General features: G+C 39.8%; 26 protein-coding genes. 3 read left to right on the forward strand and 23 right to left on the reverse strand.

What is annotated here, in order from left to right:
- Positions 1-24: 24 nt before the first annotated feature.
- The 3 genes from C3B52_RS21920 to C3B52_RS21935 all read right to left on the reverse strand — a co-directional run bounded on the left by C3B52_RS21920 (position 25) and on the right by C3B52_RS21935 (position 2,030).
- Positions 25-561, reverse strand: a complete 537-nt coding sequence (locus C3B52_RS21920) for a hypothetical protein (RefSeq protein WP_103108520.1) — start codon at positions 559-561, stop codon at positions 25-27.
- A gap of 370 nt (positions 562-931) precedes the next feature.
- Entirely contained in the window at positions 932-1,669 is a 738-nt protein-coding gene (locus tag C3B52_RS21930) for a hypothetical protein (RefSeq protein WP_103108522.1), read from the reverse strand.
- Positions 1,670-1,694: 25 nt separating this feature from the next.
- Positions 1,695-2,030, reverse strand: coding sequence for a hypothetical protein (locus C3B52_RS21935; protein WP_103108523.1), 336 nt, complete (start codon positions 2,028-2,030; stop codon positions 1,695-1,697).
- A gap of 363 nt (positions 2,031-2,393) precedes the next feature.
- Between C3B52_RS21935 and C3B52_RS21940 the strand changes: the two genes are divergently transcribed.
- Entirely contained in the window at positions 2,394-3,374 is a 981-nt protein-coding gene (locus C3B52_RS21940; RefSeq protein WP_164684856.1) for a tetratricopeptide repeat protein, read from the forward strand.
- A gap of 82 nt (positions 3,375-3,456) precedes the next feature.
- On the opposite strand, the gene C3B52_RS21945 is transcribed toward C3B52_RS21940, so the two are convergent.
- From C3B52_RS21945 to C3B52_RS21985, 9 genes are all read right to left on the reverse strand, one after another.
- A complete protein-coding gene (locus C3B52_RS21945) occupies positions 3,457-3,663 on the reverse strand; it encodes a hypothetical protein (protein ID WP_103108525.1) in 207 nt (68 codons plus the stop codon).
- Between the two features lie 30 nt (positions 3,664-3,693).
- The gene (locus C3B52_RS21950) at positions 3,694-4,548 is read right to left on the reverse strand and encodes a hypothetical protein (RefSeq protein WP_103108526.1); all 855 of its coding nucleotides are present in this window, start codon (positions 4,546-4,548) and stop codon (positions 3,694-3,696) included.
- Between the two features lie 23 nt (positions 4,549-4,571).
- On the reverse strand, positions 4,572-4,835 hold the full coding sequence (locus tag C3B52_RS21955; RefSeq protein WP_103108527.1) for a hypothetical protein: 264 nt from the start codon (positions 4,833-4,835) through the stop codon (positions 4,572-4,574).
- Positions 4,836-4,913: 78 nt separating this feature from the next.
- Positions 4,914-5,360 (reverse strand): hypothetical protein, encoded by a 447-nt coding sequence (locus C3B52_RS21960; RefSeq protein ID WP_103108528.1) that lies wholly within the window; start codon positions 5,358-5,360, stop codon positions 4,914-4,916.
- A 70-nt stretch (positions 5,361-5,430) separates the two neighbouring features.
- Positions 5,431-6,171 carry a hypothetical protein gene (locus C3B52_RS21965; protein WP_103108529.1) on the reverse strand — a complete coding sequence of 247 codons (741 nt, stop codon included), beginning with the start codon at positions 6,169-6,171 and terminating at the stop codon, positions 5,431-5,433.
- A 658-nt stretch (positions 6,172-6,829) separates the two neighbouring features.
- The gene (locus C3B52_RS21970) at positions 6,830-7,513 is read right to left on the reverse strand and encodes a JAB domain-containing protein (RefSeq protein ID WP_103108530.1); all 684 of its coding nucleotides are present in this window, start codon (positions 7,511-7,513) and stop codon (positions 6,830-6,832) included.
- Positions 7,514-8,208: 695 nt separating this feature from the next.
- Entirely contained in the window at positions 8,209-8,634 is a 426-nt protein-coding gene (locus C3B52_RS21975) for a hypothetical protein (protein WP_103108531.1), read from the reverse strand.
- A 78-nt stretch (positions 8,635-8,712) separates the two neighbouring features.
- Entirely contained in the window at positions 8,713-9,321 is a 609-nt protein-coding gene (locus C3B52_RS21980; RefSeq protein ID WP_103108532.1) for a hypothetical protein, read from the reverse strand.
- Positions 9,322-9,337: 16 nt separating this feature from the next.
- Entirely contained in the window at positions 9,338-9,895 is a 558-nt protein-coding gene (locus C3B52_RS21985) for a M57 family metalloprotease (protein WP_103108533.1), read from the reverse strand.
- An 880-nt stretch (positions 9,896-10,775) separates the two neighbouring features.
- Here C3B52_RS21985 and serS point away from each other — a divergent pair.
- Positions 10,776-12,053, forward strand: a complete 1,278-nt coding sequence (gene serS / locus C3B52_RS21990; protein ID WP_103108534.1) for a serine--tRNA ligase — start codon at positions 10,776-10,778, stop codon at positions 12,051-12,053.
- 128 nt (positions 12,054-12,181) lie between these two features.
- On the opposite strand, the gene C3B52_RS21995 is transcribed toward serS, so the two are convergent.
- The 9 genes from C3B52_RS21995 to C3B52_RS36600 form a co-directional block, all read right to left on the reverse strand.
- Positions 12,182-12,418 carry a hypothetical protein gene (locus C3B52_RS21995; RefSeq protein ID WP_103108535.1) on the reverse strand — a complete coding sequence of 79 codons (237 nt, stop codon included), beginning with the start codon at positions 12,416-12,418 and terminating at the stop codon, positions 12,182-12,184.
- A gap of 66 nt (positions 12,419-12,484) precedes the next feature.
- Complete coding sequence (locus tag C3B52_RS36590) at positions 12,485-12,634, reverse strand: hypothetical protein (RefSeq protein WP_164684857.1); 150 nt, start codon at positions 12,632-12,634, stop codon at positions 12,485-12,487.
- 130 nt (positions 12,635-12,764) lie between these two features.
- Positions 12,765-13,727 (reverse strand): hypothetical protein, encoded by a 963-nt coding sequence (locus tag C3B52_RS22000; RefSeq protein WP_103108536.1) that lies wholly within the window; start codon positions 13,725-13,727, stop codon positions 12,765-12,767.
- 152 nt (positions 13,728-13,879) lie between these two features.
- On the reverse strand, positions 13,880-14,173 hold the full coding sequence (locus C3B52_RS22005; RefSeq protein WP_103108537.1) for a hypothetical protein: 294 nt from the start codon (positions 14,171-14,173) through the stop codon (positions 13,880-13,882).
- 390 nt (positions 14,174-14,563) lie between these two features.
- On the reverse strand, positions 14,564-14,758 hold the full coding sequence (locus C3B52_RS22010) for a hypothetical protein (protein ID WP_103108538.1): 195 nt from the start codon (positions 14,756-14,758) through the stop codon (positions 14,564-14,566).
- 131 nt (positions 14,759-14,889) lie between these two features.
- Positions 14,890-15,063: a hypothetical protein gene (locus C3B52_RS36595; protein WP_164684858.1), complete on the reverse strand. Its 174-nt coding sequence runs from the start codon at positions 15,061-15,063 to the stop codon at positions 14,890-14,892.
- Between the two features lie 310 nt (positions 15,064-15,373).
- Positions 15,374-15,694, reverse strand: a complete 321-nt coding sequence (locus C3B52_RS22015; RefSeq protein ID WP_103108539.1) for a hypothetical protein — start codon at positions 15,692-15,694, stop codon at positions 15,374-15,376.
- 443 nt (positions 15,695-16,137) lie between these two features.
- On the reverse strand, positions 16,138-16,356 hold the full coding sequence (locus C3B52_RS38230) for a DUF2688 domain-containing protein (protein WP_123058865.1): 219 nt from the start codon (positions 16,354-16,356) through the stop codon (positions 16,138-16,140).
- Between the two features lie 7 nt (positions 16,357-16,363).
- Positions 16,364-16,519 (reverse strand): hypothetical protein, encoded by a 156-nt coding sequence (locus C3B52_RS36600; RefSeq protein WP_164684859.1) that lies wholly within the window; start codon positions 16,517-16,519, stop codon positions 16,364-16,366.
- Positions 16,520-17,411: 892 nt separating this feature from the next.
- Between C3B52_RS36600 and C3B52_RS22030 the strand changes: the two genes are divergently transcribed.
- A complete protein-coding gene (locus C3B52_RS22030; protein ID WP_235615818.1) occupies positions 17,412-17,996 on the forward strand; it encodes a DUF6037 family protein in 585 nt (194 codons plus the stop codon).
- 109 nt (positions 17,997-18,105) lie between these two features.
- On the opposite strand, the gene C3B52_RS22035 is transcribed toward C3B52_RS22030, so the two are convergent.
- Both C3B52_RS22035 and C3B52_RS22040 read right to left on the reverse strand, forming a co-directional pair.
- The gene (locus tag C3B52_RS22035; protein ID WP_164684860.1) at positions 18,106-20,115 is read right to left on the reverse strand and encodes a helicase-related protein; all 2,010 of its coding nucleotides are present in this window, start codon (positions 20,113-20,115) and stop codon (positions 18,106-18,108) included.
- Positions 20,116-21,028: 913 nt separating this feature from the next.
- Positions 21,029-21,874, reverse strand: a complete 846-nt coding sequence (locus C3B52_RS22040) for a hypothetical protein (protein ID WP_103108544.1) — start codon at positions 21,872-21,874, stop codon at positions 21,029-21,031.
- Positions 21,875-21,892 lie beyond the last annotated feature (18 nt).

Genomic DNA, 21,892 nt, shown 5'->3' on the forward strand with positions numbered 1-21,892 from the left:
GTACGCTTCATTGAAAACATCAAATTATCTATCTCCTTGCATACTACTCAGCTTCCATTCGTTATTTTCCTCAGTGAAGATTAATTCTCGAGTTCCTGCGTAAGTCTCATCGTTTATCCATACTTCATAATCTGTAAGAAATCGTCCATTTTGGGTTATATCGAAAGACCTCTGACGGAAAGTACTTCCCTTCATAGGGAATGGAGTGGTTATGGTTTCGTTCTCCACTTTATAAATAAAATTCTCACCCTCCACTGTAGCTTTCTCGGAAATATATTGTTTGACTTTTTCAGTGTCACCTTTCATCATGGCTCGAAACATTTCCCTTGTCTGTGAATCTATGATATTTCTCAATTCGTAGATTTTCTTATTAGTATCATTAATCTGTTTTTCCTTAACTAAAGAGGCTTCAAGTTTTTCGTTTTTGTTTTTCAATTGAGTTATTTCAGCTTCTAACCTCTCAATTTCGGTTTGATTCGTATTTGTAGTTGTCTCGTTAGAACAAGCGCCCATTACTAAAACGATAATAATAAAAATGATCAGAACGAAGCTCTTTTTCATTCCAAACCTCCTATTACATTTAGTTCCAGCTGTAGCTCGGTTTTTCAATTACTCATTAAACTATCATCAATAAATATTCTGCGTAGATGATTGTATTCTCGATGTATAAGCTCTGGAAATAAAAAAACGATCACTCCTCTTTGATTTGCCTGAATCCGGAAAGGAATAGATAAACTCTCCAGCTGCCTCTTTATCGTAGTTGCATTTCTCCAACTACTCTCAAATATAAATGATATTTCCAACATTATCACCCTCCACTCTCAACATAACATTCCGGCATGGGACAAAAAAAGCAGAGGTGCAATCTACTTCATACATAAAGATAAGCTGCTCTATAGAGAGCAGCCTTTATAGAAACCATCTCAAAGCCTTAAAGCAATTCCTTAATCGACTTACCAATGCTAAAAGTATGAGAATACCCGTACCCATCATTGAAAACATCTAAAATAAGATTGTTACTACTTCTTCGAATACTTTTGAACCCTTTTACGCACAACCTCACATCGTGATCCCCAATCAACGTTAATCTATTTCGATCAACTTGGATCGCTTGCACCTGAAATGGTATTGTTTTAACTTCAGATAACCAGTCATCGCAGCAATAGGCCTTTAGGTGAATGATTGCTCCTACCAATTTATTCAATATCTCTTTTGTTGTTTCTTTACCAGTCAATTCAGGCATTCTTGTCTGCTTGCAATAACAATACTCTTTTAAAATGAACTCACTTTTCCCGGTTAGGTCCAATTGCGACTTTCTATTATCCTTGCCACTCCCATACTTTACTGTTGAATAGGTAATCGTATGGACTCCATTCTTCTCTACCAGTGTAGGGTTTTTTCCACTTATACGAATGACCGATTCTTTTGAGGAAATCATGGTCAGCTGAAATGGATTTGAAAAGAGGCCAAAATGAAGATCTCCAAATTGAATAGGAAGAGAAAAGGATAAAAAATCATCTTGGTAGGATATTAAAGCAGTTTGACCATGGATTCCTAAGTATTCGAGGTATTCAAAGAGCCTCCATTTTGAGTAAACAGTAGCCCTCTCCTGATCTTGCTTGGCACTACAAAAGCTATTCGTGAAATGTGCATCCATTGTTAATTGCATATTCAAAACCTCTTTCTATTGTAAATTAGTAATAGATTTCTCTGATGACTGCCATATCATAGATAACAAGTTCACACTCCCCCGATGTATAATTCATAGCAATAGCGGGGCAATCCTGGCGTTTTATTCTCTTAAACCATGCTTCATTTTCTATCGGGTCCTCCTTCAAATCCTCATATGTCAGGTGGAGAATATGAGCGTCATCCACTGCAATCCTGATGATATGCGTGCCGAATATCCTTGCTCCTTCTTTAGAAGAACTGAAATATACCCCTTTTCCAAATACCCCTTTCTCAGGAACAAAGCCTATTTCCAGAATACTTCCCAATTTCTCAAGTGTTGTTCCGTGATACCACTGCAAGTTTTTGCCTCCTTCATATTCGAATAAACAACAAAAAAGGCCTAGCAGCTCACACGAAAAAACAAGCGTGTAGCCACCGGGCCTCTTACGAATTTTCCGAAGACATTCGGATAACTTAATTACAGGAATAGGGAAAAATGTGTCTTGTTGCTGTCATTTTATCATGAATTCGTTCAATAATGTGTCTTATTTTTACTATTTTGTTCCCTTTTCCTCAGATTTCTTGTTATATAATGGTATAGCTTTTGAAAAAAATTTGGGAGTAGGTAAGAGATTATGAGTTCATCATCTTCCACCCTAAGGAAAATTGTCCCTACCATGATCCGTACAAAAAGCAATGTGCAGATCAATTTGAGTAATGCCATGAACCTGCTAACTGAACTAATTGAGAACGAAGAGTGGCATAATGCACTTGCTTGGGTAAACAAAATACCATTCGATTCGATCGAAACTGATGAATATCGCGGTACTTATCTTTGGGCGAAGGCCAGGTGCCTTGATTTCCTTGGGGAGCATAGCCATAACATCGAGTTGATGTACCTCCAAAGTATCAAGCTACACCGGAATAATCCAGATCCCTTCCCGCTTATCCGGTCATTGGTTTCGCTGAGTTCATATTATTGCTACCAAGGGAAAGCAAAACGAGCTCAACCATTACTCAATGAGTCTCTGAAGCTAGTCACGAAGTACGATATAAGCGGTAACATACACATCTCTGTCTTATATGCGTTCGGTATCATGTATGGCCGACTCCATCAACATCATATTGCCTTACAATACTTTAATGACATCGAGCGTCTGGTGAAGCAGAGCAAATCATTCTCCACGAATGGTTCGTATCAAATGGCTATCGGGTACTCATTAATCCATACGAACCAATTTCAAAATGCAGAGAGTTATTATCTTCAAGCCCATTCCATCTTTACAGCTTCCAACGATCTTCCAAGAATAGGGATTTGTTGTACCAATCTTGGAATTGTCTATCGAGAGCTCAACCGCTTCTATCTCGCTCATTCACACTTCCAGCAAGCTATCGAAATTTTCCAAGCCCACGACATCCAGGAACAATTGGATAAGGTCAAAATTGAGCAAAGCCTTTTGCTGATGAGAATGAATAAAAGCGATGAAGCAAAAACATCATTATCCGATGTATTATCCTATGCACAAGGCACATTACGAGCTGAAGCACTCTTCCTCCTTAGCCAAATTTTAGTGAAGGAAAATGAGATTGATGAATCCATGATTACGTTAGAACAGGCTCTTACCTATTTTCTTGACACGAACCATCGTTGGCAAGAAGATGCCATTCATTTCCGTGATGAGATACACAGCCTGTACTTCTAATGATTTATTAGCATCATGAGATGATATAAAAAAGAGCAGCAATGGTTTGCTGCTCTTTCGCACTATTCACGTATTTTTGTGATTACCTTGGGAGACTATCAACCTCCACAGGTTCCTCTAAATTTGTTTGTGTCCAACCTCGTATCCATTCATTGTAGGCTTCGATCCCTTCCCCAACCCTCAAGTCCTTGATATGAGCTTCTAAAAATTCTCGATCCCAAGCTGGGACACATTTTAATCCCTTTTTAAACGCCATAACTCCATATTCAAAAGCGGACAGCTGCTTCATATTCTAAGTTCCTTTCTCGTAGATATTACTCTATTTACTTTCTCTATACTCTTCTAACCATGAACTGGTGCACTCTAATTCGTAATCAATGGGTTCAGCAGACAGTGTTTGCATGATCCTGTAAACAACGGTTTCGGGTGAAATAACCTGTCCAAAACGCATGTAAGGAACGCTTGAAAAGTACTGGTTTGAATTGACAATGCCCAAGTTTATTTCACCACCATTGTCATTGAAAAAGATGACAATATGGCCCATAAACCCCAACTTCTTCAAAGTGTTAACCGGTGTCATTAAATAGACGGATGAATCTATCCCAATAACTCGATAGTTGAATTGATGTAAGTATTCCAGAATGGTTTCACCGTAATAAGGAGAGCATCCCCACTTTTCCCCTACATAGAACGAAGCTTGGGTATGAAAAGTTACGGTGTCATTATTCTTTCTGAATACATAGTTGCACTCCGGGCAATAGAGTTTCTCTGCATATTCGTGCGAATTGGAGTAGATGTACCTTCCTCTTCTCCATTCATACGTAAATTTCCGATCTTCATGATATCCTTTAAACATTTCAATTGGCTGCAAACAATCGGGGCAAACTACCCTCCCCATGTAATCAAACCCAAACTGACTCTCTTCCTCAGGAAAGACGATCAGATCCCGCTCCGAAACGGTTACTATTTCAAAATGTTCACCTTCATCTGTAGATGGAAGTGTATCAGCCTTTTGGAAGTCTACAATGACCCTATATAGATTCTCTGATCTCCCAGCAGAAGCACTTAATACAAAAGCTGAGATAAATCCAATCTGTTTAGCGTGCTTAGTATGAATCGCACCCATTACTTTATTTCCAATTCTCAAGTATTTATGGGAAGCGGGAAGTGTCATTTGATAAACCTCCAGGTCGGTTTTTATAATGGAATCACGCTATATCCATTCAGAAGCATTCTTGTTACTTGAATGTTTTCTTTGCCATACTCTTTGGCGTAATTCTTCTCGATGATGGAAATCACTTCACTAATCGAGTCAACTTCTAAATCGGAATCACTATGCCGATACTCCCGAATGATGATGTGGAGCTTCGGGGTACGGCCCCATAGAAATTTAGATACGCTCATATACACATTCTCAGCTGGATTTGGTTGTTCAGCGTCATTTTGAACAGTTATGTTCATCATTCAAACCTCCATACAATTCATATTCCTGCTGAGGTAAGCGAAGCTCATGATGAATGATACAGATGTAGGAAAGCGCTAAGGCAATTCCCCAACCGAAAACCAGCAATTTGAATCCGATGCGTAATATTGAATGTCTTCTTGTGTCTCCGGTTGAAATGCATAACAAACTCTTATTTGCTTTTCTGTTTCTTCCTCGTTAACGATCAGTCGAACGAGAAAATACTCACCTTTGACATCTTGATTTTCGAATAGTATCGATATGACTGATTCATGGCCATACACAGACGTGAGATACGATTCTAGCCTTTCCTGATATCGCCCATGACCTGCTTCTTCAAGTTCATTCTCTTGGCTTGATCCGCTTCTGGATCCAGGGGAGAATTGCAAGATCATTTCGGGTATCAGAGTATGGGAGACGTAGAACTCAACTGCATGAGATACATCTTCAGCGTGGCTCTCGGATTGAATGTCATCGTAATTATCGAGTAGATATTCTTTCAGAAACGCTGCTAGTGTGGTCAAAGCACTTCCTCCTTTGGACGATCCGTCCTTGATTTTGATTTGAGCTAAGAAGTAAAGAAAGCAACGCCGTTTACTCAGGCGCTGCTTTCGCTCTTGCAACTTCACTTCTAAATCTCTCAACCATATCAATATCCAGGATCTCTTTCTCTTCAGCCAACAGGCCGAATACCGCTCGACTTTGTTTAATATCAAAGCGATTTGCTTCATCTTCAATTGTTTCTAATCGGCGTTTATCTTCATACAACTTGTAAAAACGTCTCCCCTCTTTTGCCATTTCTTTTAAGGCTAGTCCTGTCAGCTTAATCCCATTGAGCAGAACAAAGAGACGTTTCTCTTCACGAACGTACGGAGCTTTTCCAGAACCGATGAAGCTGCCAATAGTATAAATGGCCGTGTTTCTTATCATTTCTTGCTTTACATCGATAGCGATATTTCTTTTGATATGTAGCATTGTTGATTGGTAATCGAGTAGGAAGGTTGATGTTTGAGTATCATCTTCATACCCGTATTCATCATTGATTGCGTAAGCAACAGTAACGGAGTAAATGTTGCCAGGCTTGATCTCTGGAGCCTTACTACAAAAGGCTACTGCTTGTTCTTTTATCGCTTTTCTTTTCTTTTCATTCTCTTCTTTAACGAAGTCCTTTAGTAATTCAGGAATCTCTGTTTTAATTTTCCGTGAACCTTTTCCACTCATTTTTGCAATCGGACGGGAACCGAACAGATCGAAACTCTTTACACTCACATTCACATCATCACCCATAATTTGATAATCGTAGGGACCCACACGCATTACTGTTAACGTTGACATGGTACAAACCACCTTTTCATTGACATTTAGGCACAAAAAAAAGATGCTTTTCAAAAGAAAAGCATCCATGGATTGCTTGAGAATATAACCATTCTCAGCGTTTTTGATTGTCTGGTAAAACCTGCGAGCATCAGCCTCCTATCGTATTTTTTTGTCCTCCTCTTTCTCGGAAAACAAAAAAATCGACCTGATGGAAGGCGTACGGGAATAAACCCCATTCTGCCGACCATCAGGTCGATTCAAAGTATACCGAGAACTCTCGGTGAACATACAACACACAAATAACGGAATAGAATACAGAAATCTCAATTCCATGGTACCACAATTTAACAGGCTAGAACAGACGCATCCTATAAAAATCCAATATCGAATTGCTTTGATCATTTATTGATAAGCTGCTGACAACAGGCAAAATTTAATCAGAGCAATACTTTTCTGCACAAACCCCGCAAATAAAGCCGGTATCTCTATCTATATCATCATCCGTATCACATATACTGCAATCCTGTGAATCCGATTGTAAATCTGAAATCGTAGGATTAGACTCCGCTCCTTGATGTTTTACCGTTCGATTTATAATGTTCATCTTCTTTACTCATCTCCATTGAATGGTTTCTACAAGAACCAATGATGCAAGTCTCTTCGAATTTACTCCCTTTTACATGAGACTCTCTTCTTTAAAAGAGAAATAGCAACCATCTCCAATGATGATGTGATCAAATAAGGGAATACCAATGATGTTTCCAGCATGTTGGAGATTATTTGTAAGTTCTATGTCTTCACGTGACGGAGATGGGTCTCCTGAAGGATGGGTGTGGATACATACGATGAAAGAGCTGCTTAATTTAACTGCTTCTTTGAAAATTTCACGAGCATGTATGACAGATGCGTCCACAGATCCTATAAATATTGTTTTCTTTTCGATTACCATACCTCTTGAATTCAAGAACAGACAAATGAAATGCTCTTGCTTTAAATGCCTAAGTTCTTCCATTACTAAATCCGCTGCATGCTTTGGTATTCGAATAGAAGCTCCTAATTTTCTTCGAGTAGATAGTTTTTTGGCTAATCCAAATGCGCCTTTAATACTTAATGCAACTTCATAGGTTACGCCTGGTATCTCCCATAGTTCCTGAATCGTCATTTCTGCTAACAAATGGATATCAAACCGAGACAGGTTGGCACACACATCTGGATTTGCGTTATCCCCAATAATAACCGCAAGTAACTCATGAAGATCGCAATGTTCGGTCCCATAGCTCGCGACTGACTCACGTGCTTTCTGAGCATAGTGATGATGCGTGGTGCCATTCTCTTTTGATTCTTGTTTGAAATTTTCCATAGCTAATTCCTTCCTAACCTCATTATCCGAGCGCAAAACGCGGCTCGGGAAATCATGAGCCAACGTTTTACGCCTCGTTGGTTAGGCGGATTATTATGTTTTCATACTTTCAAATTAGTTGCGTCTTCTATTAGATAATGAATATACAAGATAATCCAAAAGCGTAACCACTACGACAATTGCTGTAATTACACGGAATAACAAAGATCCTTGCTCAGGTAAGACCCCCATCTCTGGTCCAATCTCAGCCAAATGGTATAAACAAGCTCCAAGGAAAATTACCATAAACTCATTTGAACCGAGAAAACGTGAGGCTGCTTCTCTAATCCTCCTTAACATGTTTTCACTCCCCCACTTTTCATTTAAAATCAGTTCTCCAGCTCATAACTTCCTATACCGCTGACCATTCTCCTCGATTTCTGAGAACAAAAAATAACCCAGATAGAGAAGACAAGACGAAATAAACCATCTCATCAACCCATCTGGGTCATAACCATGTTTCCGAAAGGTTTCGGATCACTGATTTTCAAAAAAATAGAAGCAATATAGTTAACATAGTTCTATTCTATCATGCTCGACTTTTCGTGGCAAAAATCATTTTATGAAATTACTGAACGTCGATGAAAAAGTACTACACTCCTGTCATCCATAAAATCAAAGAGATACCCAACTATTATTGGATATCTCTTCCCTACCTATTCTTTTGCAGATGATTCTTTTTGAATTGCACTTTCCTCCGTAGCCTTGACGAATACACCTTCACTTTTTTCAAATGCAATATGAATAGTTGGATCAACGTCCTTGATCACGAAAAGCTTAGTCCCTTTCGTCAGGTAATTAGAGACAATAGTTGCTTGCGATGTTTGTTCGTCCCCTTCATAATCGTATTTCTCTTCTACTGTTCCAATTTGTTCTCCGATATTTTCTTTCTCTACAAGTTCGACTTTGTTTTCATCGGTCTCAATTACATAGAGACGGTTTTCGACTTTCACATAAGGGTACGGCCAGCTTGCGATTTCATTTGTTGATTCTGGTTTATTTATCGATGGAGAGTTGTTGGTACATGATGAAAACAGTAAAACGGAAAGGATCAATGTGACTGTGATCAGTACTCTTCTCATTCTGAACCCTCCTTGCCTGTAAAAAATAGAATGTGGATGTTTTTATGATAACACCCACATCCCGCTTGGTAAATATTTCTATTTGCTTTCCTTGGCTAAATCAGCAATCGTATCTAATCCCGCGTCGATGACTTTTTGATTGATTTCCCCATCTACAAACGAGGAAATGGAGAAGTCGCTTAATTCAGCGTCAGCAGCTTTCATCCGTTTTCTATCACTTCCGGCTAACTCATATAATCCCTGCGGGCCTCCAGTAACCTGATACTTCCCATTCCGTTCCGTGTTATCGTTGATTTTGCTTAAAAACATGAGATACGTCTTCGACTTATCTAACAATGGCAGGTCATCAAATACCTCTATATTGCCATCCTCTCGGACTCCACCGTATTGCGACAAAACTACTTCATCAAGGGAGGGTCCCTTCAAAACGCGCTGCAACTCAATAGTACCGTCAGTAAATGTATGCTCATAGCCGTCAAATGGCTGGTACGATTCAAGATCTTCTTTCAACGTCCCCACCACAACCAAGTCCGATTCGTCTAATAATGATTCCACGGATGGTTGCTCTGTCCCCCAACTCGCATGTACTGTGACGATATTACTTTCCTTTGGCGTCGAAAGAGTGTATCCTGCTACTCCTGATAGCAATACAGAAGACAGTAAAACTACTTTTATTGTGTTCGTCATGTCAATCCTGCTCCTCTCAATCAGTATAATGGACTTTTAATATATTCTTTTCTTTAGATGATATGATGTTTGTGTTTCTATCGTCATATGGATACATCAAATAGTCTTTTGAACCCGACTGATGCTGTAGCCCAACAGCGTGTCCAAACTCATGTGCGACAACACCAAGCAATTTAGATTTACTATAATTTTCAGTTAAGGCTTCGTTTATTTGGATATCGATGCCCCTGTAATATCCATTGGAATCCCAATTGTTGGTAGCTCCGATGGCAATCCCACTCCATGTAACAGAGCTTAAGTTTACATTTTCCACCTCAATATAACGACCTGTAGTACTACTAGATTTCTCAAATGTCACAGTACTCTGATTATTATTCCAGTTGTCCAATGCTCCATTGTTTACAAGACCTTTTAAAACGCTATTACCGGATACGTTGTTGACGTAGGGTATACTATCAGGGTTTTTCCAGCGCCCCTCCCAGACGTTTGCGTGGGCTAGGCCCATCCCAATTGTAAATGACAGCACCGCCGGGATAACCAACGCGGCTTTTTTGGCTACACTTCTTACATTCATCGGATAGATCGCTCCTTTTATTCCAAATCAAAAACAAAAACCATACTATAATATTACAAGAATCACCAAACATCCTTTATTTTACAGAACATACTAATTTATGTAAATACATTCTTTTGTGTTACCTATGATTGAAGGAAATATCGAAGCCGGTAATCCTTAGCTTTAAAAATCGCAACTTTGTTGGCGGTACCCCATATAGACCTTCCCTATTCACTTGTTTGAAATTAATAAAATCCATATTTGGGATTTTTTACATACCGATTACTATATCAGAAAAACACGATATTTTTGTCGCGTCTTGTCTGAAAATTGTAAAATGGTAAAAAATACCCATTTTTTGATGTTTTGAAAGGCCTCTATCTGTCACAGGAAAATATAGTATTAGACCGAGGTTGTTAGTCATATGCGGTTTTTGAATAGCAAAACCGGCAAATAAGTTTTGACTGACCCCCGTAAAAGAAGCAGTGGCGGACTAAGACTCGAAAATAAAGTCTTAGACTTTAGCTGTTTTATTGAGCAATCGTCCGTTAGTAAATAACAGCTTAAACTTGTGATGCAGTTCTCCGTGCTGTCTGTAAAGGCAAGTTTTCGAAAAACAAAGCCCTTGAATAAAAATGGCAACATAAGATATACTAATAACTAATAAAAAACGTCGACATCATGCCTATGAAGAGAATCCAACTCGGAGGCGTTTTCGTCAAGGGGAGTCAAAAACTTCCCCCTAAGTTAACCGGACCCGCCCGTTAACGCGGAACTAAGTGGATTGGACAGTATTGCTGTTCAATCAATTTGGGTGGCACCGCGAAAATAAAGCGCTCTTCGTCCCAATCGGACAAAGAGCGCTTTTTGTATTTTAATAATAAAGGAGTGCGTTGCCATGTTAGACATCAAATGGATAAGGCAAAATCAAGATTTGGTTCAAGCTGTAGCCGATCAAAAAGGTATCCCCGTCTCCATTTCACAACTAGTCGAATGGGATGATAAAAGGCGGATGCTTCTACAAGAGGTAGAACAGCTTCGGCAAGATCGAAATCGGATAACCCAGGAAATCAATGCCCTCATTCAAAAGAATGACCTTGAAAAAGTTGAAGAGAAAAAGCAAAGAGTTAAGGAAATCAATAGCCGTTTAAGCACAACAGAAAATGAACATAAAGAGGTCGAAAGACAATATAAAAATCTCATGATGTACGTACCCAATGTGGTTTCTCCAGATACGCCAAAAGGCCTCTCGGATAAAGATAATGTTGAAGTCAAACGGGTAGGCGAACCTACAAGTTTTAACTTCGAACCGAAAGATCATGTGACTCTCGGCGAACTTCATAAAATGATCGATATACCTCGAGGGGTAAAAACAGCAGGAAGTCGTAATTATTATCTTACTGGTGCGGGGGTTTCCTTGCACCGGGCTGTGCAGCAACTCGCCCTTGACTTACTTTTCGAAAAAGGGTTCACGCTTCTTGAGGTTCCATTAATGGTCCGAACAGAAGCATTATTCAATACAGGGTACTTCCCGCTCGGTCAAGATCAAACTTATAAAGTTGCGGAGGACGACAAATGGCTAGTTGGTACATCGGAGGTTCCTCTTGTATCTTATTACGATAATGAGATCGTTGACGTAATGGAACCCATTAAGCTTGCCGCAGTCTCACTTTGCTTCCGAAATGAGGTAGGATCAGCAGGAAAAGATGTCCACGGCTTATATCGGGTTCATCAGTTTTCAAAAGTTGAGCAAGTTATTGTTTGTGAAGATAGTTTAGAAAAATCGGAGCAACTTTTTCAAGAAATTACGGGAAATGCAGAGGAAATTCTAAAGTTGTTGGAACTTCCTTATCGCACAATGGCTGTTTGTACGGGCGACATGTCCCAAAAAACCTACAAACAATTTGACATCGAAACTTGGATGCCTAGTCGACAAACTTACGGTGAAACCCACTCATCATCCAACCTTCTTGATTTCCAAGCACGTCGTTCTAACATTAGATATCGAGACATTAACGGAAAGGTACGATTCTGCTACACACTCAATAATACTGCGGTGGCTTCTCCTCGAATTTTAATCCCTCTTCTAGAGAATCACCAAGAGGAGGATGGCTCCATTCGAATTCCGCAAGCATTGCGTAAATACATGAATGGGATTGAACGTCTTCAACCCTGATGTCACTACCCCATGCCGTGCGTAGTCGCTCAATAATTCCTGTCATTGAATTAGGAAGGTCCACCAAGAAAGAAGGAGCGGGGTTATTCCCCCGCTCCTTTCTAATTGAAGTATGGTCATCAAACTGATTAAGCTGTTGTTCTATCAAGTCTTTCACCCTCCCACATGTTTAGGTTTCGAGTTGGCAATACCTTCTCTGTTTCGATCTTAGAGGCATTAACCTCAATGGAGACATTACAAATATATGGTTCCGTTTGCTTTAGAAACTTCGGGGTTCTTATCATTCGATATGATAAACCCTCATCCTCTAGAGCCTGCTCAATTTGATCCATGTCAGGCATCTCTATCCATGCAATTATCGTCATTGGGAAATCTCCTAAACGTCTTATTGGATATGCATAGTGGTAGATAATGCATCCACTCATTAGTGCTTAGTGAGCGTAATATTCCTTTTCCAGTTCTAGAATTAGGTCGTTGATTTTTTCGCACTCCTTGTAGTCTGCTTCTTGTTTTGCAATCACATAGTCTCTATTGAGTCGATTTATTTGCGATTTCAAGCGTTCACGTTCTTTTGGTGTCATTTTTACATTACTCCTTGTTCATACATTTTCAAAGAATTGTGGTATACAGAAGTAACGGGACTAATCCCGCTCCTTCCTGCCAAATTCTTATGTAGAGGGTCGATTCCCCAATCTCTCTAGAAAAGTAGAATTAGTTTGTCATTACTGCCAAATCGTTTGCTCTCACACGTACAATCTCGTTTCGCAGCTTTTCTACTTCAGAATCACTTATGCCTTCGTACACCCATTTCAATCGAGCAAGAGCTTCATCCAGAGTATCATCCAGAATCTTTTGGTTCTTAACGATATCAAAAAAATTCGGCTTACACCCTGCGTGATAGTCTACGATCAATCCAAATAAACCGTCCACTGTAACCGGATACTTGTATCGATACATATTCTGAAAACTATCTTGAATCCATTCAAACATATCATCAACCTCGCCACGGTATGAACGTGCTAACATTACCACATCTGATACGAATTGCTCTGTATCGTCAATTAGGATGTGGTTAGCTTGATACAAAACCATGGCATGCATCATTGCAGTAGCAACGCTTTCCTCACGGTGGGTAATCTTAGCTGCATCTGTCGTAACCGGAATTGGCACAGAATTCAATGCTTCTTGCGAATGTACATCTGGCCATTTTGTCTCACCGAATTTATTCGTGGTCAGCGTTTTTATGTGTTCGTCCCAATGCAGAGTTATGTCGTTAACAATGTTAGGATCAGTCCCGATCGGGAAAAACACACAAAACTCATGTCTGTTTAGAAAACCGTAGCCTTTTGAGGCATAAATTTCAAACGGTATCATATTCCGGAAATGCTCATACAATTCCAGCTCGATAAACTGATAGACAACCTCTTCATCTCGGCCATTAATTTCCGACCATACCTTGTCCTCATCCATATCACCAGTGTGAGCGAACTCTTCCACCAGTAGAAATCCATATCGCTCGTTTATCTGTACTAGGTAACCTTTCTCTCTATCTTCTATCTGATTAAACCAATCATCTACAAATAATGGGATTGGAGCATTCTCACACTCCTCTCGAAGCCTGTTACGTAACCATATAACGTCACAAGTGGTATCTGTCCCTATCAATGTATACATTTGTATTTCCTCCTAAATCTCATCTAGTTTTCTACCCCGTTGATAACTACTACATGTCATAGTCGAATGCAGAAAAGTAACTAAAGTAGCCAATAAAATGTGAAGAGGAGCGGGATCATTCCCGCTCCTACAATCGAAGCTCTTGTTGTGTACTAGTGCTCGATATCTTGGCTTTCTGGTTCATTAACACCAAGATAAACCGTTACGTTTTCAGACTTATAACCGTACTCACCTTCATTGCCATACTGGTCTACCAACCATTGACTTGCCTGTTCTGGATTTGCGAATGATTGCTTTACCACAAATGGAGTAGGATGATTTAGATTTACTAAACGCGTTAATGAACCATCCTCTACAATGACAAAGACGTTGTCGCCAGCTGCAATGAAGTTACCTATTTCAGAGTTCACCTTTACAGCTTCTTGCTCGACCTGGACATTGATCATATAACATTCCTCTTTTCATAATGTGATCTACTTAACTGGAAATTGCATAACTCCACTCTCGTATGTTCCCTTCAGCACAAACTCTTGAACGATTCCTACTATCTGTTTTTTTGAACGCAAAAAAGCCCAGATGAGTAGATAAGACAAAGAAACATCTCATCAACCCAACTGGGCTATAACTTGCATTCCGAAATCTTTCGGATTCCCTGCACTGAAAAATAACAAAACAAGAAAGAGTTTACAGGCTTATTGTAACACGAAACCTGGTCTACTGGTAGTATTTCACGTACAATATGCTTGTTTACGAGTGAAAAACATATGACCCCAGACAATATTGTCTGGGGCATCATCTATCCATTCTAATGGGCTTACGGGAAAAGTTTTTACTTTTCAAACCCAAACATCGGTGGGCTTTCTTAACAAAATCTGTTGAAACTCAATACTTTCCGATTTTATACCACTTCGGCGCATATATTTGATCTTAGCGTCTACCTCCCCTTCGTATTGGTTAGTACCTTTACCAGATATGATTCGAACTGCACCTTCTGCTAATACTTGAAAACGAAAGTAGATTACTTCTCTCATGAGAACGCTCCTTTATGATTTCAGTATTCGATAAAACTACTCTCACTTTTGGGATAGATACTCTTCTATAGTGGTTACAAGCATGCTTCAGAACTAAATACCATGTTCCTGAGTAGGAGCTCCCGGTCCACTTAGGTTAGCTTCTTGCCTTGCTCAATTAGTTGCATCTTTATTAGGACCTCATCCATTCCCCTTGCAAATGAGGAAGCGTTAAGCTGTTCCTGACCAATTTTTCCGTTTGCTTCTTCATACTTATGAATAACCTCTTGTTCCAACCACTGTTTCAATTTTTCCCAGTTATCCATATTTGATTACCTCTTTCTCTCCATCTTCTTACCATAATAAATATTATGTCACCTATTAGAGTTTATCTTCGAATAAGGTCCTCCTACTCAATCCAAAAAAGAAGACAGTATCAATTGATTTTATGATAAATGAGTATCGTATCGATACATTCATTAATTAAAATCTTCTCCTTCATATCCTCTTCTTCTCTACTGTACTTCTTATATATTCAAGCTTAAATGCCCTTACCCTTCCCATACATACTTTCGCTACATAATTCACCCTAAAAAGACGTCCTCAAAGTACATTTCATTTAACCTTACACATTGATCACTTTTTGTTCATTTTTTCATATACGATTTCAATCTCAGAATCTAATAGACGAAACTCATGTAAGTTTAAGTCGCCTTCACTATAAAATGAATCTGTTTTCTTTTTAAACCGATGCAAGTTTTCTAAAAATCCTTCCCACCCATGAGCAGCTTTAATTTCCTTCTGGAATGCATCCCAGTCCAAATTACATTGAATTGTAGCCCCTTCCTCAATATCAAAATCAGGGGTAGCCTCCAATGCCTTAATAGCCCACTTAGTTAGAACCTTTTTTACATCGACACTCACTTGCGGCTCTTTGGATTGATTTTGCTTTCTCATTGCCGTCGCTCAATACCTCCACATTTTTCAATATTGAGATTCATAAATCTCGCCCGAAATGCATAGAAAAGCACCTTGGCTCTATTAAACCAAGATGCTTTCCAGACCAGTCTATATTTACCCAGCAAGATCATCGAGTTTCTTTTTGCATTTACTGCATGTGACATCCTCTGCTTTTCCTTGAAATGTTCGTACTTGATTATGACTTGTCGCACACAAAGTCTTTCCAGAGTTTGTTACAGAGACACCATGTACCACACCCGACTTGGTTTTGACTAAACGTAACATCTACTAAAACTCCCTCCCTACAACTGCTGAATATAATGGACATTTTCGAACGTAGAACAGGAAGATTCTTAAGCTCTATATTCGGGACTTTAATCAAAATGTCCTCTACCTAAAATATAGAGATATCTCATTCCATTACCTTATCCTTGCCATCTTTATTTTTGAGATGATCCATTTTCAAGTATGGCACCCGCCTGAGCTCTTAATAGATCATGGTGCTCTTCTGAAGTTATGCAACTGGAACAAATCTGTTCATAGATAGTCTTTGCTACGTAAGCCCCATAGATTGATCGATTCGTCATAACCAACGGTTTGCTGCATCGCTTACAACTCGTGTGAACAATTCCGATTTTACCTCTTCCTCTTCGTTTCATGAGTTACTCACCCTTTCTCAGTTTCATTTCTTTTATCACCACAGCCATAGAAGCAACCATTCATGACATGAACACCAAACGGATCTTCAAATTCTTTAATAAAAACATTCTGATTCTCGCAAAAGTCACAGCAGCCTACTTGATTTGGTACCTCTTGGAACACCTTTACCCTCCTTTCTGGATACGCAAAAAACCCAGCCGGAGACAAGACGAATACACCATCTCATCAACCCAGCTGGGTTATTACATGCAATCCGAATTCTATCGGATGACTACCTAAATAAAAAAGAGATAGAAACACAGTTAATACTATTAGTATATCATAGATCCCTTCGAATTAACCATGTTCAATCGTATAGTTTACCCTCCCATAATAGTTTATGGAGCTTATTCATCAAGATTAGTAAATGTGGATCAGCTGAATCTGCATTTTTAAATGAACCATCATTAAATTGAGTGACAGTTGCATCCCTGCAATACAGAATCCATTGATAATCGTTAATGTGTCCAGGAAGTTGTTCAGAATCCGTTATAGAGTGTTGTAGAAACTCGATATGCTGTGTGACGGTAGAAGGACCGTACATGTCTAATACATGTACTACTTTATTCTCTTTATTAATCTTTGAAAGAACGTGAATATTTCGATTACCCTCTCGATAAATCTTATTGATCGTGTCCGGAATTGAGATTGACAACGCACTTCCCCCTTTTATGATCCCGCCATAAACACTTTAGTCGCAGCTACCAGCTTTGCAATAATTGCGAAGAAATTTTTGGTAAATTTACTTAAACCAAATATACCATACCACATCACATTTTAAATAAATGCTGCATTATTAAGATGTCGGCCAGTTTAGCTGGTAAACTTCTTATACTTTACTGTTTCCTTTATACCTGATTCGATCTCACCATTTTCTGGTTGCTATCAATAAAAATGATAGAATATAGTTAGCAATCAATGGTAAGAGGGAGAGATCTAGTTGATATAGATATTTTACACATTTCTCCGATCGACGATGAAAAGGACTACGAGAGAATGTTCAACCCAAGAAAGGATGAAAGCGAATATGATTCTAAACAATCTAAAGCCATTATTCAAATCCATGCGGGACAGTAAACTTAAGCGAGTTAGATTTCCGTTTTCGATGGCTAGTGCTGTTTTCGATGTCTTCTTTTTTGTCGATGAGAAACCCTTCACATTAATGTTTGGGGCGAAAGGGCACAATTTTTATTTTGAGGTACCTGTTAAAAATGGTTTCGATATTGACCCAATTCTAGATAACACCGTTTACAATACTTTATGTAAAATTCTAGGACTTAAATATGATCCTAATCAAAAATTCAGTCCTAAAATATTTTTTCAAGAGTTTGATAAAAAGGTTCCTCATACTGTAAGTGCCCAGAATGTACCTAAACCACATCACGTTGCTACATATAGGAAAGACGTTGAAGAAAATGATAAAATTTACTTTATGGGATGGCTTGATAATGATATCCAGTCACATAAAGTTAATCCCAAAAATCTAGAGAAAACTAGAAAAATCCTTGGATATGAGGCCTACGTAAAATGTAAACGGAAAAATATAAGCAGTCGCTGGACCGATGATGAAAGTAAAGCGATTGAATTTTATTTGCCGTAGTACGACCCACACTAGCAATCTCACCATCGTAGGAAAGATCAATATTGCTATTAATAGAAACAGCCTTCTGCTATGTTATACAGAGGGCTGTTCCTATTTCAAAGGTTGTTTACATATCGAATACAAAGGTCAGTTGCCCATTGGCAACTTTTTTCCGTTGTTTTATTGACGAACTCTCGACTACTTGAATATTATAGTAATCAAAGAGATCTATCTGTTCGGTAACTTGAGTTAAAAGCTTTTTCATTTTCACTGTTGAAACCTGATGTTCAATAACATTGGCGTTCACTTGATTTGTACTTACTACATCATCTTTTGGAAGAACTGATTCTTCCATTGGAGGAAGCCCGCATAGTCGACGTGTCTCGTTAGCCAAAGCCTTCATTCGATGAGCGAGAACCGTTTTAAAATCTGCTTCAGTAACAGTTTCCACACCTTCAATATCTTTCGCTGCAAGTTTTGTCCACGCTTCCGCTACTTCCGAACTCGCAAAGCAGTTGGCTAGATCGCTTGCTAGTGTTGATTGAGAATCACGAGAGTATTGAGCAAGACTAGATTTATCTAGTCGCCCCTCTACCATCATGGCGTGGCCTCTAGCAGACATAATTCTGAGAAATTGAGCCATCTGCTGTGTTCCATTGTAGACAAGATAGTACACACGACATTCTTTCTCTTGTCCAATTCTCCATCCTCGACGCCCTGCTTGACGCACAGATGACGACTCATAGCATGGTTGATTGAAAATGATCGTTGGCCACGGGAGCAAGTCCAATCCAATTTCTACCATTTTCAAGTTGCATATAATAACCTTCTCGCCGTTCTTCTCAAATTCATCAATGCATTCTTGCCGCTTATCAGGTGATGGCTCATCCAAAATGATAGATTCAATACCATGCGCTTTCAAAACAGCTTGCGTGCGTTCATTCTGTTGGTATTCGCCAGTGTAGTAGTTGAAAATGATACAACCACGGTTTTCAGCGAGTTCCTGTTGAACAAGTTGCACTAAATGCCGCTCTTTTTCATGATAGTAATCACTTGGGTATGCCTTTGCCTTTATCGAATTACTTTGTTTGTCGGCTCCACTACCCCCAAACTCAACACTTGCACCAAGATGTGGTGCGTCCGCGTAGTTGATCGTTGCAGGAATAAACTTTGACCAAACTCCTTTCAATCCCAATGCAGAAAGCGTTTTGCACTTATCCTGCAATTTATCATGGAACAGCGCATATTCCAATCCATGCTCAGAATCCATCGTGAGAAAAATGGGGAGTTCCTTCAGTTCGACCAAAGGTAAGCCCATATCAGGCAATTCCAAGAAGCCCGCTTTATGTAACAGGAATTGTGCAGTTAGTTGTGGAGCAATGCCAGGTTCTTCTGTTGGCTGCTGCTTCACGCGTTTTTTGCGTGTCACCCAACCATCATTTACCTCTTTTAGAGTCACTACTTCTTTCAATTTACCGTAACGTTCAGCCCATTGAACCATACCTGAATTCCGGTCAAATCCTTGTTCGAGCAAAGCCCTGGCGTCTGTCCTCCAAAGGATCTCTTTAATTGATGTGGACTTTCCATTCACCAAGGTTCCAGTGAGAAGTAGATTCTTCTTTGCAGCTCCTACCAACTGGTGGAGTGCGTCTCCGCGTCCACTTCCATCTGCCTTACATTGATGCACTTCATCAACGATCAGTAAATCAAAAAACTTCTTGGCTTTTTTCAAAACTCTGGAGATATTTACCCTCGCTTTATTTCGGGTTTCCCCTTTATTTTTATTAGCATATCTCCATAATTTTGCTTGACAATCCTCATGCGTACATTCAGTTACACGCTGGCTTCGTCTCCATTTGACGTTAAAATCATGAGGGAGACCATTTGGTTTTATAGTATGTGAATGGAGTGCTTTACGGCATTCCTCCATTGTAGGTGAAACACTATCTGCACACTCATACCAGCCTAACGGAACCATTTCGTCCAAATCCTTGTCGTATCTTTCCAATGGACGCAAGCAATCAGGACAATGCCAAGCGTAATCGATTGTTCGATCCTTTAGACGTTTCCAAACGCCTGCAAAATACGGCTCAGAACCCAGTTTGGCGCGATCAATCGAAACGAGCCAAAACTCCAAACCAGTTGGTTTGTATCCACTACGAATCTTTCTCAGTAGTCGGAGAGCATCATCACCATTTCGAATAATCTCTGTTTTAGCGATGACCGTTCCTTCGATCTCCTTCTTTGCCCATTTAGGAATGGTGATACCAGGTGCAGACAGAAGAACTGCGGTACCTCGGCGCGCACCATTTGCTTTTCGGGTTTCATGATGAACATGGGCAACACCGACAGCCTGAATTGACTATGGTGATAGGTAAGAATATCCCTCGTCTGTAAACGTTAGGGTTATCTTTTCCCCCACCTCACACCGTACGTGAGAGTTTCCCCTCATACGGCGTTCCATCGCTGTAAAATACTCGCATATTAGGAGAATAAGCGATTTACCTTACAGCGACTATGCCCCTTCGCATCCATAGGAATTACCCTATTTCATCGCTACTACGGGCTGCTGCCCTCCAAATTCAACGATCATTTCCTATCGTTTAGAGTTATTGAGTTTTACTCCTCTTATCAACCTCTTTTGGAGTTCCAACGTTCCCTATATCCTAGCCTTCCACGAGTTGCCTTAGCTTCTCTCTATGTCCCGTCCATTATTCTTTTGTCCTTTGGTTGGAAGACTCAGAACACAATCAAGAAGTCGTACAGTTATCCTTCAGGAAGGGAGAATAACAGCAATGGAGAAACGTATGGGGTAACGAGACTTTATACGAGAGTTCGTTTTCTAAGCATAGCAACCTTTTGGCCCCCCGCGTTACCACGTCTTCACCGAGCTTTGTACAGGCAGTCAGTAAAAACTATCTGCACATCGGAGTATTAGGGAAGGGTCGCCAACTCAACCCTTAACAGGTACTTCCCCTGTCCATTCAGATATAGAGTTAGGCTAAATAGATGAGCCCCCTAGTTTTATTGCATGTTTCCACGCAGATTGTCTAGGAACGTTGCACACTCCCTGTCCCCATGTCCGCCGACGAAAGCGCACTCCTTTCATGCTTCAAGGTATTATGTAACGCTTGAATCATGTGTGCTTGAGCGGGAAAAGGTGTCCGTTTCATTGTTGCAATGAAAGGACTTAATGGTTTATCAGGGGAGTGTCGAGGTTCTTTTTCATTGAGTTTTTCAGCGAGGACGGAAGCATTTGCACGAAGATACTCTTGCATGGTCATATCTTGCTGGTACACGCCATTCGTCGTGGACTCCGGAATTTCCAGGTATCCGCTCTTAATGGAATCCGTGACGAGATTCTTCAATTCTTCCTCGTTTATATTGAGCTTCTTCCCAACAAGTGAATCCCACATAGAAAATGCAGGGTTTCTAATAATCTGTAGGGATTGTAGATGATTTCTGAGGAGAAACTCAAATTGATGGATCCACTCTCGCGGCATCCCAAAACGAGCTACGACATGTTCACCGATGATCTTTTGAAAATCACCATCTGGTGCAAGAATATAGGCCACATTCGAATCCTTACATTCTTCTAAACCGTTCATGGTGGCTCTAACATTCATCACCATCCCATGCGTAACATCACCTAAACCAATTGGTCGCTCCATTCGACGGTACTTATCTTGTACAACCCTCGAATACGAACCGTTGGATTCAATTTGAACGTCCCTTCCTTCACAGAATCCTGCTGAAATTGCGCGTACTGATGTTTCCAATCCAACATACGAAGCTGCAATTAAGCTCGTCTGCTTAGTTGATTCATTATGATCGAGAACCGCAAAGTGTAAGGCAGCGTTAAAGTATCGCTCTGTAGTAGAAAGTGAAATATTCATTTGGTCGCCCTAAAGTAA

Origin of the sequence: Brevibacillus reuszeri (assembly GCF_002897295.1) — a bacterium.
GTDB classification, from domain to species: domain Bacteria; phylum Bacillota; class Bacilli; order Brevibacillales; family Brevibacillaceae; genus Brevibacillus; species Brevibacillus reuszeri_A.